Below are 17188 nucleotides of genomic sequence, written 5' to 3' on the forward strand. Positions count from 1 at the left end.
AGAACCGGCAACTTCCTGCATTGCGATCATACTGAACGCTCAAATTCCCGATCGAGGTCACGATGAATCTGCACTTCGAAGAACTCACCGGCACCGACGGCGCCCGCATCGGGGTCGCCAGCCTGGATGCCGAAAAGTCCCTGAACGCCCTGTCCCTGCCGATGATCAACGCGTTGCGCGACCGCCTGGACGCCTGGGCCAAGGAGCCGCAGATCGTCTGCGTGCTATTGCGCGGCAACGGCGCCAAGGCGTTTTGCGCCGGCGGCGAAGTGCGCAGCCTGGTGGAGGCCTGTCGCGCCCACCCGGGTGAAGTCCCGCCGCTGGCCGCGACTTTTTTCGCGGCGGAATATCGCCTGGACTTCAACCTGCACACCTACCCGAAACCACTGATCTGCTGGGGCCACGGTTATGTGCTGGGCGGCGGCATGGGCCTGCTGCAGGGCGCGAACATTCGCATCGTCACGCCAAGCAGCCGCCTGGCGATGCCCGAGATCACCATCGGCTTGTACCCGGACGTTGGCGCCAGTTGGTTTCTGTCGCGTATGCCCGGCAAGCTCGGGCTGTTCCTCGGCCTGACCGGCGCGCACATGAATGGCCGCGACGCGATCGATCTGGACCTCGCCGACCGTTTCCTGCTCGATGAACAGCAGGAAGAACTGGTCGAAGGCTTGTTGCAGTTGAACTGGCAAGAGCAGACGCCGATGCAACTGAAAAGCCTGCTCAAGGCGTTGCAGCGGGAGGCCATCGCACAACTGCCCGAAGCCCAGTGGCTGCCGCGCCGTCAGCAGATTGATGAACTGCTGGACGTCAGCGACGTGCGTTGCGCCTGGAAGGCCATCAGCCAGCAACGTGACAGCACTGACCTGGTGCTCAGCCGCGCCGCGCGGACGATGAGCGAAGGGTCGCCGCTGACTGCTCACCTGGTGTGGGAACAGATCATCCGCGCACGGCACTTGTCATTGGCGGAGGTTTTCCAGATGGAATACACCCTGAGCCTCAACTGCTGCCGACATCCCGAGTTCAGCGAAGGCGTACGGGCGCGGTTGATTGACAAGGATCAGAAACCGCACTGGCATTGGCCGGACATCAACAACGTGCCGGAGGCGGTGGTGGAAGCGCATTTTCATAAGGTTTGGGAAGGTCGGCATCCGTTGGCGGATTTGTCGGAATACTGAACGAAATGTGGGAGCGGGCTTGCTCGCGAAGGCGGTGTATCTGACGGCTTGAACGTCGACTGATACACCGTCTTCGCGAGCAAGCCCGCTCCCACAGGTGTGTAGTTAAAATTGGTTACCGCCGACCACCCCGGCCATCGTGATCGCCGCGACCATCATGATCGCCTCTCCCGCCATGATTGTTGCTACGCCCGCCGCCGCGGTAGTCATTGTTCCAGCCACCCCGGTTGCGGCCATCCCAGCCCTGATTTTGATGCGCCGATAATCGCCGCGTGGCGCCTGATAATAACGTGGTGCCGGTTGATAGACCCGCGGTTGGTAGTAATAGCGCGGTGTTGGCTGGTAGTAGCGAGCCGGCGGTGCGTAGTAACGGCGCGGCGCCGAGTAGTAACCGCCGCTGGAGTAGTAGGCCCCGCCATCGGAATAGTACGGCGCGGGGGACGTGTACACCTCGGAACTGTAGTAGCTGCCTCCATCGGAATAGGGAACGCACGCACCAACAGACAAACCCAGCACAGCAATCAGAAGAATTCGAGAGAGCATGGCGGCCTCCTGGACCGCGAGTGAGCCACACCAGCGACGCTGGCGAGCGACAGTCAATTATTCGGTGACTGTCGCAAGATCAGACATCGGTTTCGAAATCTGGTGCGGCCCTGCAACAAGTTGAAACATCTGGCCGATGAAAGGCTTTTCATCATTCACGTGCTGATTAGTGATGCCCTCCTCGATATCCACCGCCGTAATACCGAGGCGAATGCCCGCCCCAATAGTAGTAGTGGTAACCACCGTAAAAGCGCGGTCCACCGTAGTAATAACGCGGCCCGTAATAGTAGGAATAAGGCGCGTAGGCAGGGTAGTAATAAGGTGAGGAATACGCGTCGTAGGAACCGGCGTAGTAATAGCAGCCGGACAGCCCGACACCGAGCACAACACCAAGCAGCAGTCGACGAAACATGGCGGCCTCCTGAAAGACCCACAGCCGATGCGGGTCGGCTGACACTTGTTTTGACTGGCAACGCAGCGCCAAGTGCCGGGCAGCGCCGACCTTCGGATCAGCGGCCGACACGCTGCATCTCAGTGCATCGATGCACCATCACAAAGCAACGAACCGCCGGCTCGCCCTGCCCGCCAGTGGCAATCCCACGGCCCAGAGCCGTTGCAGCAACTTGGCACGTCTCTCGCTTTAGCAAACCCGTGCAGGAGTCATCACAGGTTCGCGGCACCACAATTTGCAATGGCTGACTAGGGTTCCGGCTCGCTAAGGCGAGTGACTGGTCCGAGAGTTGGCGACCTCCAGTTGAGGTTACACGGCGGGACAAAAGCCCGGGAGACAAGCCACCGTTTGCGGTGCCGCGTTGCCTCCTGTCCGCCCTTGATCAACTGGAGAACCACCATGTCCCAGCTTCGTTTACCCGCCCTGCTTGCCGCTGCCTTCGCAGCCTTCGTGAGCTTCTCGGCCCAGGCCGCGCAGAAAGACCACTTCAGCGTCTGCTGGACCATCTACGCCGGCTGGATGCCCTGGGAGTACGCGGGCAGCCAGGGCATCGTCGACAAATGGGCGAAAAAGTACGGCATCAAGATTGATGTGGTGCAGCTCAACGACTACGTCGAATCCATCAACCAATACACCGCCGGCCAGTTCGACGGCTGCACCATGACCAACATGGACGCGCTGACCATTCCCGCGGCCGGCGGCGTCGACAGCACCGCGCTGATCGTCAGCGACTTCTCCAACGGCAACGACGGCATCGTGCTCAAGGGCGACGGCAAGACCGTCACCGACCTCAAGGGCATGGACGTCAACCTGGTCGAGCTGTCGGTGTCCCACTACCTGCTGGCTCGCGCGCTGGACTCGGTCGATCTCACCGAGAAAGACCTGAAAGTGGTCAACACGTCGGACGCCGACATCTCGGCCGCCTTCAACACGGAACAGGTCAACGCCGTCACCACCTGGAACCCGATGCTCTCGGACATCAAGGCCAAGCCGGGCGTGACCGAAGTCTTCAACTCCAGCCAGATCCCCGGTGAAATCATGGACATGATGGTGGTCAACAGCGCCACCCTCAAAGACAACCCCCCCCTGGGCAAAGCGCTGACCGGCGCCTGGTTCGAAGTGGTCGAATTGATGAACGCGAAGAACGCCGCCAGCCACGCCGCGCTCGAACACATGGCCAAAGCGTCCGGCACCGACCTCGCGGGTTTTCAGGCGCAACTGGACACCACCAAATTGTTCGCCACGCCCCAGGAAGCCCTCGCTTTCTCCACCAGCAAGCAACTGCCGGACACCATGCGCAAGGTCGCCGAGTTCTCTTTCCAGCATGGCTTGCTGGGTGAAGGCGCCAAGGACACCAGCGCCGTCGGCATGGCCTTCGCCAACGGCGTGACCAGCGGCGACAAGAGCAACCTCAAGCTGCGCTTCGACCCGAGTTACGTGCAACTGGCTGCCGACGCCAAGCTGTAAGAAGAGGACCTGGCCATGCGCCTGATCAATCGCCACCCGGATCGCCCAAGTCGCCTGTTGCTGGTGATCCTGCCGTTCGCCCTGGTGCTGCTCGCCTACTTCCTGGGTTCGGCCGAGCGGCTGACGGACAACCCCAACGACAAGCTGCTGCCGAGCGCGGTGCAGATGACCGACGCGGTCAAACGCCTCGCGTTCACCGCCGACAGCCGCACCGGGGAATACGTGCTGTGGCAAGACACCGCGTCCAGCCTGCGACGCCTGGCCATCGGCCTCGGCATCAGCGCGTTGGCCGGCCTGTGCCTGGGCATCGCCGCCGGCACCCTGCCGCTGTTCGGCGCACCGTTGTCGCCGCTGCTGACGGTGCTGTCGATGGTCCCGCCGCTGGCGATTCTGCCGATCCTGTTCATCGTGTTCGGGCTGGGGGAATTGTCCAAGGTGATGCTGATCGTGATCGGCATCACCCCGTGCCTGGCGCGGGACCTGGAGCAACGCGCCCGGGAAATACCCGTCGAGTTGCTGATCAAGGCCCAGACCCTCGGCGCGTCGACCTGGACGTTGATGCTGCGCGTGGTGCTGCCGCAATTGCTGCCGCGCCTGCTGATCTCGCTGCGACTGATGCTCGGTTCAGCGTGGCTGTTCCTGATTGCCGCCGAGGCCATCGCCTCCACCGACGGCCTTGGCTACCGGATTTTCCTGGTGCGGCGTTACCTGGCGATGGACGTGATTCTGCCGTACGTGGTGTGGATCACCCTGCTCGCCTGGCTGATGGATTGGGGCTTGAAGCGCCTGACTCAGCGTGCGTTTCCCTGGTATGAAGGAGCCCGCGCATGAGCTTCATCACGGTGAAAAACGTCTGGCAGCAATACGCCGACCAGGTGGTGCTCGAAGGCTTGAACCTGGACGTCAACGAAGGTGAGTTCTGCACCCTGGTCGGCGCCTCCGGTTGCGGCAAATCGACCTTTCTGCGCCTGTTGCTTGGCCAGGAGCGCGCCAGTCGCGGCGAGATCCTGCTCGACGGCCAGGCGCTGGCCGGTGAACCGGATTCAAGCCGTGGCGTGGTGTTCCAGCGCTACTCGGTGTTCCCGCACCTGACCGTACTGGACAACGTCGCCCTCGGCCTCGAACTGCCGCGCTCGCCGCTGCTCGGACGGCTGTTTGGCCGCGCGAAAAAAGACGCCCGCGAACAAGCCTCGGTGCTGCTGCACAAAGTCGGCCTCGGCCACTCGCTGGACAAGTACCCGGCGCAGCTCTCCGGCGGCATGCAACAACGGCTGGCCATCGCCCAGGCACTGATCATGAAACCCCGCGTGTTGCTGCTCGACGAACCGTTCGGCGCGCTCGATCCCGGCATTCGCAAAGACATGCATGCCCTGCTGCTGGAGCTGTGGCGCGAGACGCAACTGACGGTGTTCATGGTCACCCACGACCTGTCCGAAGGTTTCAGCCTCGGCACGCGCCTGCTGGTGTTCGACAAGGTCCGCGTCGACCCGCATGCCCCCGGCGCCTATGGCGCGCGCATCACTTACGACATCCCTTTGAACAGCGACCGCCGCGTCCAGCGCGCCGCCGTCGATGCCTTGCCGGCTGCGTTGGCAGGCACCCTTCGTATCGCTTAGAGGACATTGAAAAATGACTGACTCGACTCAACTGTTCCCGCCCTTCGCCGAAGAAATGCTCCCCGGCGGCGGCCATCGTTCGTTCGTGCTGAAACGCGGCCAATTGCTGCGCCTGACCGACTTGCGTGGCGGCGCCAACGTCAGCCTGACGCTGCTCAACGCCAACGAAAAAACCGAGCGCCTCAACCTGCCCGACAGCCTCAAATGCCAACACACCGCCAAGCTCACCCGCGGCCACTGTCTGTACTCGGACATGGGCCGCGTGCTGGCCGCGATCACCGCCGACACTTGCGGCTGGAGCGACAGCCTCGGCGGCGTGTTGTGTGCTGAAGAGGTCGCGGAAAAATATGGCGCCGGCCGCTATCAGGAACTGCGCAATGGCTTCTTCCGCAACGGCACCGACAACCTGCTGGTTGAGCTGGGCAAATGGGGCCTGGGGCTGTCGGATCTTTTGATGACCCTCAACCTGTTCAGCCGGGTGAACGTCGATGACGCCGGACGATTCCACTTCGTCGACGGCCACTCGAAGGCCGGCGACTACATCGAGTTGTACGCGCCGATGGACACCCTGGTGGTGCTGACCGCGCTGCAACACCCGCTGGACCCGTCGCCGGACTATGCGCCGAAACCCTTGAAGCTCAGCTGGATGAACGCCGACTCCAGCGTCGCCGAACACTGCCGCACCTCGCGCCCGGAAAACGAGCGCGGCTTCATCAACACCGACCGTCTGTTCGCTTGAGGATCGCTGCCATGTCACTCGCAATCGCTTCTGTGCAAAAGCAACCGGAAACAGCGGTGTACCGCGCGACCATCCCCGCCGGTGAACCGTGGCTGATGGAGGTCAAGGCCGGCCAGACCCTGCGCATCCTCGATCTTGAGGGTAATCAAGCCGTCGATACCTTGTTCTACAGCGTCGCCAACCCGAAAGAACGCTACGACGTGCAACGCACCTTGCGCCGGCAGAACAGCGTCTACCTGAGCACCGGCAGCGTGCTCTATTCCAACCTTGGCAAACCGATGCTGACCATCGTCGCCGACACCTGCGGCCGTCACGACACCCTCGGCGGCGCCTGCGCGCAAGAGAGCAACACCGTGCGCTACGCCCTGGAAAAACGCTACATGCACAGCTGCCGCGACAACTACCTGCGCGCCTGCGTCCACGACGGGCGACTGGGCAAAGGCGACATCGGGCCGAACATCAATTTCTTCATGAACGTGCCGGTCACAGCGGACGGTGGGCTGACGTTCGAAGACGGGATTTCGGCGCCGGGCAAGTACGTGGATTTGCGCGCGGAGATGGACGTGATCGTGCTGATCTCCAACTGCCCGCAGCTGAACAATCCGTGCAATGCCTACAACCCTACGCCTGCGGAGCTCCTGGTATGGAACTGAAATTAGCGCGGTTGCGTAAATGGTTGTTTGCCCTGTGCCAGGCCCGCTCCGGGCAGTGCCTGAAAAAGTAAAACCACCACGAATCCAATGTGGGAGCGGGCTTGCTCGCGAAAGCGGAGTGTCAGTCGCCATTGATGTTGGATGTGACGGCCTCTTCGCGAGCAAGCCCGCTCCCACATTGGTTCGCGGTTCTGAAGAGCATTGATTCTGCCGCCGGGGACGACCCCGGCGCTCATCGAAAAACTGCGGGACGGCCCGCATCCCCTCCGGGGTCTATGCCATGTTCGAAAAAGTCCTGATTGCCAACCGTGGCGCCATTGCCTGCCGCATCCTGCGCACCCTGCATGACCTGCACGTCAGCGGCGTGGCGGTTTACTCCGAAGCCGATGCCGCGAGCCTGCACCTCCTGCAAGCCGATGAAGCCCATAGCCTCGGCGAAGGCGCGGCCGCCGGCACCTACCTGGCGGTGGACAAAATCCTCGCCATCGCCACGGCCAGCGGCGCCACGGCGATCCACCCCGGCTACGGTTTCCTCTCGGAAAACGCCGCGTTCGCCGAAGCCTGCGAAGCGGCCAACATCGCCTTCATCGGTCCGACGCCCGAGCAGTTGCGCGTGTTCGGCCTCAAGCACACAGCCCGCGCCTTGGCCAAGCAACACGGCGTGCCGATGCTCGAAGGCACCGAGCTGCTCGACAGCCTAGACGCGGCACTGAGCGCTGGCGAACAGGTTGGCTACCCGGTGATGCTCAAAAGCACCGCCGGCGGTGGCGGCATCGGCATGCGCGTGTGCCGCAGCGCCGCCGAGCTGAGCGAATCCTTCGAAGCGGTAAAACGCCTCGGCCAGAACAATTTCAGCGACGCCGGCGTGTTCATCGAGAAGTACATCCAGCGCGCCCGGCATCTTGAAGTCCAGGTGTTCGGCGACGGTCGCGGCGAGGTGATTGCCCTCGGTGTGCGCGACTGCTCGGTGCAACGGCGCAATCAGAAAGTCCTCGAAGAAACCCCGGCGCCGAACCTGCCCGAGGGCATGGCCGAAGCGCTATGCGCGGCGGCAATCACATTGGCCAAAGCGGTGAACTACCGCAGCGCCGGCACCGTGGAGTTCGTCTTCGACAGCAAAGACCAGCGCTTCTACTTTCTCGAAGTGAACACCCGCTTGCAGGTGGAGCACGGCGTCACCGAACAGGTATGGGGCGTGGACCTGGTGCGCTGGATGATCGAACTGGCGGCGGGTGATTTGCCGCCGCTGAGCGTTTTGAGCCAGGGTCTGAAAGCCGACGGTCATGCAATTCAGGCGCGGCTGTATGCCGAAGACCCGGGTCGTGATTTTCAACCGAGCCCGGGGTTGTTGACCGCTGTGAATTTCCCGAGCGCCGACGGCAAACACCTGCGCATCGACACCTGGGTCGAAGCCGGTTGCGAGATCCCGCCGTACTTCGATCCGATGATCGCCAAGGTCATCTGCTGGGCACCCACTCGCGAAGCAGCGCGCGCCGATCTGTATCAAGCCTTGGGCGACAGCCTGCTGTATGGCGTGGAAACCAACCGCGATTACCTGCGGCAAATTTTGCTCGATACCCCGTTCGCCAGTGGTCAGCCGTGGACCCGTTGCCTCGAACAACTGGTCTATCAGGCCAACACCTTTGAAGTGCTCAGCGCCGGCACCCAGACCAGCGTGCAGGACTATCCGGGACGCCTCGGTTATTGGGCGGTGGGCGTGCCACCGTCGGGGCCGATGGACAGTCGCGCGTTGCGCCTCGGCAATCTTTTACTGGGCAACAACGAAGGTGCCGCCGCGCTGGAAATCACCATGAGCGGGCCGTTGCTGCGCTTCAATTGCGCGGCGGTGGTGGCGGTGACCGGGGCGCAAATTCCGCTGACGTTGAACGGTGAAGCCGTGGCGATGAACACCGCGCTGCTGATTCCCGCAGGCGCCACACTAAGTCTGGGCACGATTGCCGGGGCAGGCGCGCGCAGTTATCTGTGCCTTCGCGGTGGCCTGCAAGTGCCGGATTATCTGGGCAGCAAAAGCACTTTCACCCTGGGTCAGTTTGGCGGACATGGCGGCCGTGCGTTGCGGGCGGGGGACGTGTTGCACGTGCCGGCGCTGATCGATCGCAGCGCGGGGGAACAACTGCCTGAAGTCACCGAATTGCCTGCCGTGCGACAAATCCGGGTGATCTACGGTCCCCACGGCGCGCCGGAGTACTTCACCGAACGCTACATCGGCACCTTCTTCGCGACACAGTGGGAAGTGCATTTCAACTCCAGCCGCACCGGCGTGCGCCTGATCGGGCCGAAGCCGGAATGGGTCCGCGCCGACGGTGGCGAAGCCGGGCTGCATCCGTCGAACATTCATGACAATCCGTATGCGATTGGCGCGGTGGATTTTACCGGGGACATGCCGGTGATCCTCGGGCCGGACGGGCCGAGCCTGGGCGGATTTGTGTGCCCGGTGACGGTGATTGAGGCGGATCTTTGGCAACTGGGGCAGCTCAAGGCCGGCGACAAAGTGCAGTTTCACCCGGTCGATCTCCAGACCGCCCGCACCCTCGCCCTGAAATGGAATCAATGTGGGAGCGGGCTTGCTCGCGAAAGCGGCGGGTCAGACACATCAATTTTGACTGACACTCCCTCTTCGCGAGCAAGCCCGCTCCCACAGGGTCTTGTGTCGCCGGTGGTGTTGGATTTGGGTCAGGACGATACGCGGCTGGTGGCGAGGCTGTCCGGCGATACACATCTGCTGCTGGAAATCGGCGCTCCCGAACTGGACCTCGTCCTGCGCTTCCGCGCCCACGCGCTTATGCAGGCGCTGGAAAGCAAACAGCTGCACGGCGTGATCGACCTGACGCCGGGCATCCGCTCGCTGCAAGTGCACTACCAACCCGAGCAGCTGCCGCTGACCGATCTGCTCGGCATCGTCGCCGGTGAATGGGACGCGGTGTGCGCCGCCAACGACCTGCAAGTGCCCTCGCGGATCGTCCATCTGCCGCTGTCCTGGGACGACCCGGCCTGCCAGTTGGCGATCGAGAAATACATGACCACCGTGCGCAAGGACGCGCCGTGGTGCCCGAGCAACCTGGAGTTCATCCGCCGCATCAACGACCTGCCGAACCTCGACCAAGTGCAGCGCACGGTGTTCGACGCCAGTTATCTGGTGATGGGCCTGGGCGACGTCTACCTTGGCGCGCCGGTCGCCACGCCGCTCGATCCGCGGCATCGCCTGGTGACCACCAAATACAACCCGGCCCGTACCTGGACCGCGGAAAACTCGGTGGGCATCGGTGGCGCCTACCTGTGCGTCTACGGCATGGAAGGGCCCGGCGGTTATCAGTTCGTCGGCCGCACGTTGCAGATGTGGAACCGTTACCGCGAAGTGGCCGCGTTCGATGGCAAACCGTGGCTGCTGCGCTTCTTCGATCAGATCCGTTTCTACCCGGTGAGCGCCGACGAACTGCTGCGCATCCGCCGCGACTTCCCCCTCGGGCGCTTCGATCTGAACATCGAGCACAGCCAGTTGAACCTCGCCGATTACCAGGCGTTCCTGGCGCAAGAGGCCGAGTCCATCGCCGCGTTTCGCGCGCAGCAACAAGGCGCGTTCAACGCCGAGCGTGAGCGCTGGATCGCCAGCGGCCAGGCGCATTTCGACAGTGAAGAAGCAGCCCCGGAAGCGACCGAGGACGCACCGCTGGCCAGCGGTGAAATGAGCGTCGACAGCCACATCGCCGGCAACCTCTGGCAGGTTCAGGTCGAGACCGGTAGCCGGGTAGCCGCCGGTGATGTGCTGGTGATTCTGGAGTCGATGAAGATGGAAATTCCGCTTCTCGCACCGATGGCCGGCGTGGTGCGCGAGATTCGTGTGCAACCGGGCTCGGCGGTGCGCGCCGGACAGCGCGTCGTGGTGCTGGCACCCGACTGAACCCTCTTTGAAAAGGACTGACCGCATGAACTTCAATCTGCAACTCGATGCACTGCGCAGCGCCTACCGCGATGGCAGCCTCACACCTCGGGACTTGCTGCGCAGCCTGCGCGATAAAGCCGCAGCGCTGAACCCGGACTATCACCTGTTCATCCACTTGCTCAGTGTTGAGGAACTGGAACCCTACCTCGCCGCCCTCGACGGTCGCGACCTCGACAGCCTGCCGCTGTACGGCGTGCCGTTTGCGATCAAGGACAACATCGACCTGGCAGGCATTCCGACCACGGCGGCGTGCCCGGCATTTGCCTATGTGCCGACGCAATCGGCGACCATCGTCGAGCAGCTGCTGGCGCTGGGGGCCATTCCGCTGGGCAAGACCAATCTTGATCAGTTCGCCACCGGCTTGAACGGCAGTCGCTCGCCGTATGGCGCGTGCCCGAACAGCGTATTGCCGGAGTACCCGTCGGGCGGTTCCAGTGCCGGTTCTTCGCTGGCGGTGGCGCTGGGCGTCGCGAGTTTTTCCTTGGGCACCGACACCGCGGGCTCCGGACGTGTGCCGGCGGCGCTGAACAATCTGGTGGGGATGAAAGCCACCAAAGGCTTGATCTCCACCGCCGGCGTGGTGCCGGCGTGTCGCACGCTGGATTGCGTCACGACGTTTACCGCGACGGCGCGGGAAGCCAGCCAGTTGCTGGCGCTCACTGCGCACCTTGATCCACGGGACGCTTACAGCCGCAGCAATCCGATGTGGAACGACGGTTCAGCGTTTGGCACGCCGCGTCCCTTCCGCTTCGGCGTGCCGCGAGCGCAGGACCTGGAGTTCTTCGGTTGCCCTGAGGGCCCGCTGTTGTTCGATAGCGCCATCGATCAGCTCGAGGCGCTGGGCGGCGAAGCGGTCGAACTTGATCTGTCGCCGTTTCTCGAAGCCGCGCGCCTGCTCTATGAAGGCCCGTGGGTGGCGGAGCGGTACAGCGTCGCCGGTGAGTTGATGGAGCACAATCCTCAAGCGGTGCTGTCGGTGATTCAGGCTGTGCTGGCCAAGGCGCCAGCGGTGACCGGCGTGCAAACGTTCCGTGCGCAGTATCGGCTGCAAGCCCTGAAAGCACTGTGCGATAAGGCGCTGGAGGGGCTCGATTGTGTGATCACGCCGACCATCGGCCGTCCCGTGACCCTGGCGGAACTCGACGCTGAACCGGTGCTGCGCAATTCGGAATTGGGTTACTACACCAACTTCATGAACCTGCTCGATTACGCCGCCGTCGCCGTGCCCAGCGGTTTCATGGGCAATGGGTTGCCGTGGGGCGTGACGCTGTTTGGGCGGGCGTTTACCGATCAGTATCTGCTGAGCGTGGCGGATGCTTTTCAACGCCGCTCGGAGGCGCCCGCACCGACCACGGTCGCGCGCAACGATCGGGCGCGGTTGGTGGTGTGCGGCGCGCACCTGGATGGGCTGGCGTTGAATTGGCAATTGAAACGCCGTGGCGCGAGGTTGGTCGAGACCACGTTCAGTTCGCCGGATTATCAACTGTATGCGTTGGCCGGTGGCCCGCCGTTTCGTCCGGGGATGGTTCGGGTGACGGAGGGCGGCGTGGCGATTGCGGTGGAGGTTTGGGAACTGCCGAGCAGTGAGCTGGGTTCGTTTCTGACCGGGATCCCGGCGCCGCTGGGGTTGGGCAAAGTGCAACTGGCGGATGGCCGTTGGGAGAGTGGGTTTATCTGCGAACAATATGGGTTGCAGGGGGCGGTGGATATCAGTCATCTGGGTGGATGGCGAGCTTACCTGGCCCGGTGACGCCCCCGTGGGAGCGGGCTTGCTCGCGAAGGCGGTCTGACATTCAGCATTGATGTTGCCTGTCAGGCCCATTCGCGAGCAAGCCCGCTCCCACCCACATCAGGCGCGACCTGATCTTCTCTGATTCACCCTACAAATCCCGCAGTTATTTCCCCGCAGTCCCACTAGAATGCTTTGCAACGGGTCACTGCCTACGGAATCGTCATGCCGCCTCACTCGCCGCTGTATTCGCAACGTTCGCTGGTTCTCACGCTGATCGCGCTGCTGGGCGCGGGTTTTCTGGCCACTTCATTCCTCAGCTACTACGCCTCGCGCGCCTCGATCCGCGACAACATCGTCAACACCGAGCTGCCACTGACTTCGGACACGGTGTACTCGGAAATCCAGAAAGACCTCGTCAGACCGATCCTGATTTCCTCGATGATGGCCCGCGACACCTTCATGCGCGACTGGGTGGTCGGCGGCGAACAAAACCCCGAGCAGATGACCCGCTACCTTAACGAGGTCATGACCCACTACGGCGCCTACACCGCGTTCTTCATCTCCAACAGCACGCTGACCTACTACCACGCCAAGGGTGTGCTCAAGCAGGTCAAGGTCGACGAGCCGCGCGATGCCTGGTACTTCCGCGTGCGTGACATGGCCGATCCGTACGAGATCAACGTCGACCCGGACCTCGCCAACAAGGACAACCTGACCTTCTTCATCAACTACAAGGTCTACGACTACAACAACCACTTCATCGGCGCGGCGGGCGTGGGCCTGACCGTCGATGCGGTGATCAAGCTGATCGACAAGTACCAGCAGCGTTACCAGCGCAGCGTGTATTTCGTCGACAACTTCGGCCGGTTGGTGCTGACCGGCGCCGATGGCGGCCCGCAAGGTGCGCGCGTCGGCCAGACCCTCGCCGAACTCGACAGCATGAAAAGCCTCGTCAGCCAACTGCCGAAACCCCACAGCGGCAGCTACGAATATTCCGTTCAGGGCCAGGGCCATTTCCTCAACGTGCGGTTCATCCCGGAGCTGAACTGGTACCTGTTCGTCGACAAGCGCGAAGACGGCGCTCTGAGTGAAATCCGCCAGTCGCTGTACCTCAACCTGCTGATCTGCCTGTTCGTGACGCTGATCGTGCTGGCCCTGCTCAACCGGGTGATCAAGCGCTATCAGGGCAAGATCCAGGCCCAGGCCACGCTGGACAGCCTGACCGAGCTGCCGAACCGGCGCGGCTTCGACCTGCTGGCCGCGCAAGCCCTGCATGAAGCCCAACGCGAGCCCAAGCCGCTGACCGCGTTGCTGCTGGACCTGGACCACTTCAAGGCCTTGAACGACACCTACGGTCACCTCGCTGGCGATCAAGTGCTGATCGGTTTTGCCCGGGACCTGCAGAGTTGCCTGCGCCACTCCGACATCGTCTGTCGCTGGGGCGGTGAAGAATTCATCGTGCTGCTCAAGGACACCGACGGTGAGACCGGTCTGATGATCGCCGAGAAAATTCGCCAGCATGTCGAACAACAGCGTTATGCCTACAACGGTCAGTCCCTGCGGCTGACCGTCAGCATTGGCTTGACCACACTGCAACCGGATGAAACCCTGCACACCCTGCTGTCCCGAGCCGATCATGCGATGTACCGGGCCAAGCAATCCGGCCGAAACCGTACCTGCGCGGAAATGTCCCAGACCAGTTATGCATAGTCCTACATGAACACATCTGAATGCTGCCCGGCGTGCGGCGCCTCCAACGACTGCAGTCTGGCCGACCCGCGAACCGCCGACCGGCCCTGCTGGTGCTACGGCGTCAGCATCGACCCGGCGGTGCTCGAAGCTTTGCCGCCCGAGCTGCGCGACAAATCCTGCCTGTGCCCACGCTGCGCGCAGGTGGAAGCGCAGTTATAAGCAGCCGTTCGGCCGATCACGTAAGATGCGCGGCCCTTTTCCTGTCGATCCCAATTCATGCGCGTTGACCGTTTCCTCAGCAACCTGCCCCGCTTCAACCGTCAGCAGGTACGCCTGTTGCTGGTGGAAAAACGCGTGCGGATCGACGGAAAAATCGTCAGCGACCCGCATGCCGAAGTGCTGGAATTCAGCCGTGTCGAGGTCGACGAGGAAGTGCTGCAAGCCGGCAAACCCGCGCGTTATTTCATGCTGCACAAACCGCCCGGCTGTGTCAGCGCCACCCGCGACCCACAGCATCCGACCGTGCTCGACCTGATCGACGAGCCGGACAAGCACGACCTGCACATCGCCGGACGCCTCGACTTCAACACCACCGGCCTGATGCTGATCACCAACGACGGCACCTGGTCGCGGCGCCTGACGCAGCCGCAAACCAAACTGCCCAAGGTCTACTACGTCGAGACAGAGCGAGAGATCGGCCCGGAATATGCGTTGAAGTTCACCGAGGGCCTGTACTTTGCTTTCGAAGACCTCACCACGCAGCCGGCGGAATTGCTGCTGTTGGGGCCGACGTCGGCGCGCCTGAGCATCGTCGAGGGTCGTTATCACCAGGTGAAGCGGATGTTCGGCCACTTCGACAACAAGGTGCTGCGCCTGCATCGCGAATCCATGGGCCCGCTGGTGCTCGACAGTGCGCTAAAACCGGGCGAGTACCGCGCGCTGCGCACTGAAGAGATCCAATTGATCTAAGCAGGCGACCGCTCAGCAGAAGTTGTCGAACAATTTACCAATGACACTTGCGCGAAGACGTGACCCCTGCTTGAATCAGGACGTCGGCCGAAATGTGACCGACAAGTCACACCATACTTCTAAGAAACTTTTTGCCGGTTAGTGAACCCTCAGGTTCCGCCTCAGACCAGCAGACTGCCCGCCTATAACAACACCCGTCGACCGGACTGCATGGATCGACATGGGCCTCCAAAAATTCCAGGCATATGCCTACCTGTCACAAAGCTCGTGCAATCTCATTTGCGCGCATACCCGCTTGCCAGGAGTCTTATGACATGAGGCCAGAAATCGCTGTGCTGGATATACAGGGTCAGTATCGGGTTTACACGGAGTTCTATCGCGCAGACGCCGCAGAGAAGACCATCATTCTGGTCAACGGCTCGATGGCCACGACTGCGTCGTTTGCACAAACCGTGAAAAACCTTCACCCGCAGTTTAATGTGGTCTGCTACGACCAGCCCTACGCGGGCAAGTCCAAAGCCCACAACCTGCATGAGAAATTACTGACCAAGGAAGTTGAAGGGCAGATCCTCCTGGAGCTGATCGACCACTTCGGCGCTGAACACGTGCTGTCATTTTCCTGGGGCGGCGCCGCCACCCTGGTCGCCCTCGCCCACCGGCCACGGCGCATCGAAAAGGCCGTGATCAGCTCGTTCTCTCCGGAGATCAACGCGCACATGCTCGACTACCTCGAGCGCGGTGTTGACTACCTTGGCAGCCGCGATGGCGACCGGGTCGGCAACCTGGTGAACAGCACCATCGGCAAACACTTGCCGACCCTGTTCAAGCGCTTCAACTACCGCCACGTCAGCAGCCTGGCCGATCACGAATACGGGCAGATGCACTTCCACATCAACGACCTGCTGCACAGCGATCGCCAGTGCTTCCTCAAGGCCTCGGAGAAAATCAACGTGCCGGTGCTGTTCATGAATGGCGAATGGGACGAATACACCGCCGCCGACGGCGCGCGATTGTTCGCCAATCACGTGCAACACAGCACCTTCACCACCATCGAAGCCACCGGCCACTTTCTCGACATGGAGCACAAAGCCGCCTGCCGAGACAGCCGCAACGCCCTGCTGGGCTTCCTGAGCCCAACGCCACAGGCCAGCCGACCGCGTTACCACTACGTCCAGGACCACCATGCACTGGCCATCTGAAACAGTGTCATCGCGAGCAAGCTTCGCCGCCTGACGCCATCCTCCAGGCGCGAGGCTTGCCCGCGAACGACCGCACAAGCGCAAAGAAAAACTTCATTTCCACGCGCACATCTGGTACAAAGTCAGCCGCTCTGAGCGGGTGTCGTATAATGGCATTACTCCAGCTTCCCAAGCTGATAACGAGGGTTCGATTCCCTTCACCCGCTCCACATCACATCTCCACCTATCTCCCCACATCTCACCTCCCCTTATAGATCAATAACTTAGCATTCCGTGAATCTCTCATGATTGCCGGTGGTCTCCGCACGGCCCTACTTTTTCTGTACAGGCTCGTGTACGGTTTCGAAAACTTCGAACCAGGCCATACACAACCATGAAACGATCAGAGATAAAAAGACGACCCCTTTCTCGGACTGTCATCGATGCACTTGAACCCGAGGTCAAGGGCTATCGCGAGAACTACGGTGGCGCAGAGCGGCTTCACATCGTTGTGAGCCCAACCGGGCGTAAACGCTGGGAGCTGAGATATAAAAAATCTGATGGAAAATGGGGCTGGCACGGCCTGGGCAGTTATCGGGACGTGAACATCGAACAAGCCCGTGAAAAGGCTCAGCAGGCTCTCAAGCTGCTTGCAGCGGGAACGGATCCTGTCGCGCACAGGGCGCAAAAAAAATACGAATTGAGCGAAGCGACAAGCAACAGTTTTGAGAGCGTTGCCGAGGCTTAAAGGAGACAGAACAGGTCACAATTTTTATTAATTATTCAAGAGAAGCGGAAGCTCGAACATTCGCTAATGCTCTGAGGCCGCCGAACTGGTGTAGCACATGCATACAACGGTTACCCACACCGCCTGCTGAGCAATGGCAATTTCTCCCGGAAGGCCCAGATTATTCCGCTATGCTCAAGCGGCTCGGCTACTCCCCTCGCGAAAGCGCCTGGAACGCCTCTTGCCGCGCTTTCAGAGTATTTTGCATAGATCGCGACTGCAGGC

General features: G+C 61.9%; 14 protein-coding genes, 1 tRNA gene, 1 pseudogene and 1 riboswitch. Of the genes and pseudogenes, 14 read left to right on the top strand and 2 right to left on the bottom strand.

The window, feature by feature from the left end; genetic code table 11:
• Positions 1-62: 62 nt before the first annotated feature.
• A complete protein-coding gene (locus tag NTD84_RS08065; protein ID WP_262164609.1) occupies positions 63-1175 on the top strand; it encodes an enoyl-CoA hydratase/isomerase family protein in 1113 nt (370 codons plus the stop codon).
• A 115-nt stretch (positions 1176-1290) separates the two neighbouring features.
• Here the strand turns inward: NTD84_RS08065 and NTD84_RS08070 are convergent.
• Together NTD84_RS08070 and NTD84_RS08075 are read right to left on the bottom strand one after the other, a co-directional pair.
• Positions 1291-1718, bottom strand: a pseudogene (locus tag NTD84_RS08070) (hypothetical protein).
• 166 nt (positions 1719-1884) lie between these two features.
• On the bottom strand, positions 1885-2130 hold the full coding sequence (locus NTD84_RS08075) for a hypothetical protein (RefSeq protein WP_262164611.1): 246 nt from the start codon (positions 2128-2130) through the stop codon (positions 1885-1887).
• Between the two features lie 276 nt (positions 2131-2406).
• A riboswitch (guanidine-I (ykkC/yxkD leader) is annotated at positions 2407-2507 on the top strand.
• 61 nt (positions 2508-2568) lie between these two features.
• Between NTD84_RS08075 and NTD84_RS08080 the strand changes: the two genes are divergently transcribed.
• The 13 genes from NTD84_RS08080 (at position 2569) to NTD84_RS08140 (ending at position 16924) form a co-directional block, all read left to right on the top strand.
• Positions 2569-3636, top strand: a complete 1068-nt coding sequence (locus tag NTD84_RS08080; protein WP_262164613.1) for a putative urea ABC transporter substrate-binding protein — start codon at positions 2569-2571, stop codon at positions 3634-3636.
• Positions 3637-3651: 15 nt separating this feature from the next.
• Positions 3652-4467, top strand: a complete 816-nt coding sequence (locus tag NTD84_RS08085; RefSeq protein ID WP_262164616.1) for an ABC transporter permease — start codon at positions 3652-3654, stop codon at positions 4465-4467.
• Positions 4464-5252, top strand: a complete 789-nt coding sequence (locus NTD84_RS08090) for an ABC transporter ATP-binding protein (RefSeq protein WP_262164617.1) — start codon at positions 4464-4466, stop codon at positions 5250-5252. The genes NTD84_RS08085 and NTD84_RS08090 overlap by 4 nt, the downstream gene beginning before the upstream one ends.
• 13 nt (positions 5253-5265) lie before the next feature.
• Complete coding sequence (locus NTD84_RS08095; RefSeq protein WP_262164618.1) at positions 5266-5991, top strand: urea amidolyase associated protein UAAP1; 726 nt, start codon at positions 5266-5268, stop codon at positions 5989-5991.
• Between the two features lie 11 nt (positions 5992-6002).
• The gene (locus tag NTD84_RS08100) at positions 6003-6644 is read left to right on the top strand and encodes an urea amidolyase associated protein UAAP2 (RefSeq protein ID WP_262164620.1); all 642 of its coding nucleotides are present in this window, start codon (positions 6003-6005) and stop codon (positions 6642-6644) included.
• Between the two features lie 280 nt (positions 6645-6924).
• On the top strand, positions 6925-10563 hold the full coding sequence (uca, locus tag NTD84_RS08105) for an urea carboxylase (RefSeq protein ID WP_262164622.1): 3639 nt from the start codon (positions 6925-6927) through the stop codon (positions 10561-10563).
• Positions 10564-10588: 25 nt separating this feature from the next.
• Positions 10589-12355, top strand: coding sequence for an allophanate hydrolase (gene atzF / locus NTD84_RS08110; RefSeq protein ID WP_262164624.1), 1767 nt, complete (start codon positions 10589-10591; stop codon positions 12353-12355).
• A gap of 204 nt (positions 12356-12559) precedes the next feature.
• Positions 12560-14047, top strand: a complete 1488-nt coding sequence (locus NTD84_RS08115) for a diguanylate cyclase (RefSeq protein ID WP_262164626.1) — start codon at positions 12560-12562, stop codon at positions 14045-14047.
• A 6-nt stretch (positions 14048-14053) separates the two neighbouring features.
• Entirely contained in the window at positions 14054-14248 is a 195-nt protein-coding gene (locus NTD84_RS08120) for a cysteine-rich CWC family protein (RefSeq protein WP_262164628.1), read from the top strand.
• Positions 14249-14305: 57 nt separating this feature from the next.
• Positions 14306-14998 (top strand): pseudouridine synthase, encoded by a 693-nt coding sequence (locus NTD84_RS08125; protein ID WP_262164631.1) that lies wholly within the window; start codon positions 14306-14308, stop codon positions 14996-14998.
• 314 nt (positions 14999-15312) lie between these two features.
• Positions 15313-16197: an alpha/beta fold hydrolase gene (locus NTD84_RS08130; protein WP_262164633.1), complete on the top strand. Its 885-nt coding sequence runs from the start codon at positions 15313-15315 to the stop codon at positions 16195-16197.
• Between the two features lie 135 nt (positions 16198-16332).
• A tRNA-Gly gene (locus NTD84_RS08135) sits at positions 16333-16406 on the top strand.
• Between the two features lie 164 nt (positions 16407-16570).
• On the top strand, positions 16571-16924 hold the full coding sequence (locus tag NTD84_RS08140; RefSeq protein WP_262164634.1) for an Arm DNA-binding domain-containing protein: 354 nt from the start codon (positions 16571-16573) through the stop codon (positions 16922-16924).
• Positions 16925-17188 lie beyond the last annotated feature (264 nt).

Source organism: Pseudomonas sp. 14P_8.1_Bac3 (assembly GCF_025466085.1).
Taxonomy (GTDB): Bacteria; Pseudomonadota; Gammaproteobacteria; order Pseudomonadales; family Pseudomonadaceae; genus Aquipseudomonas.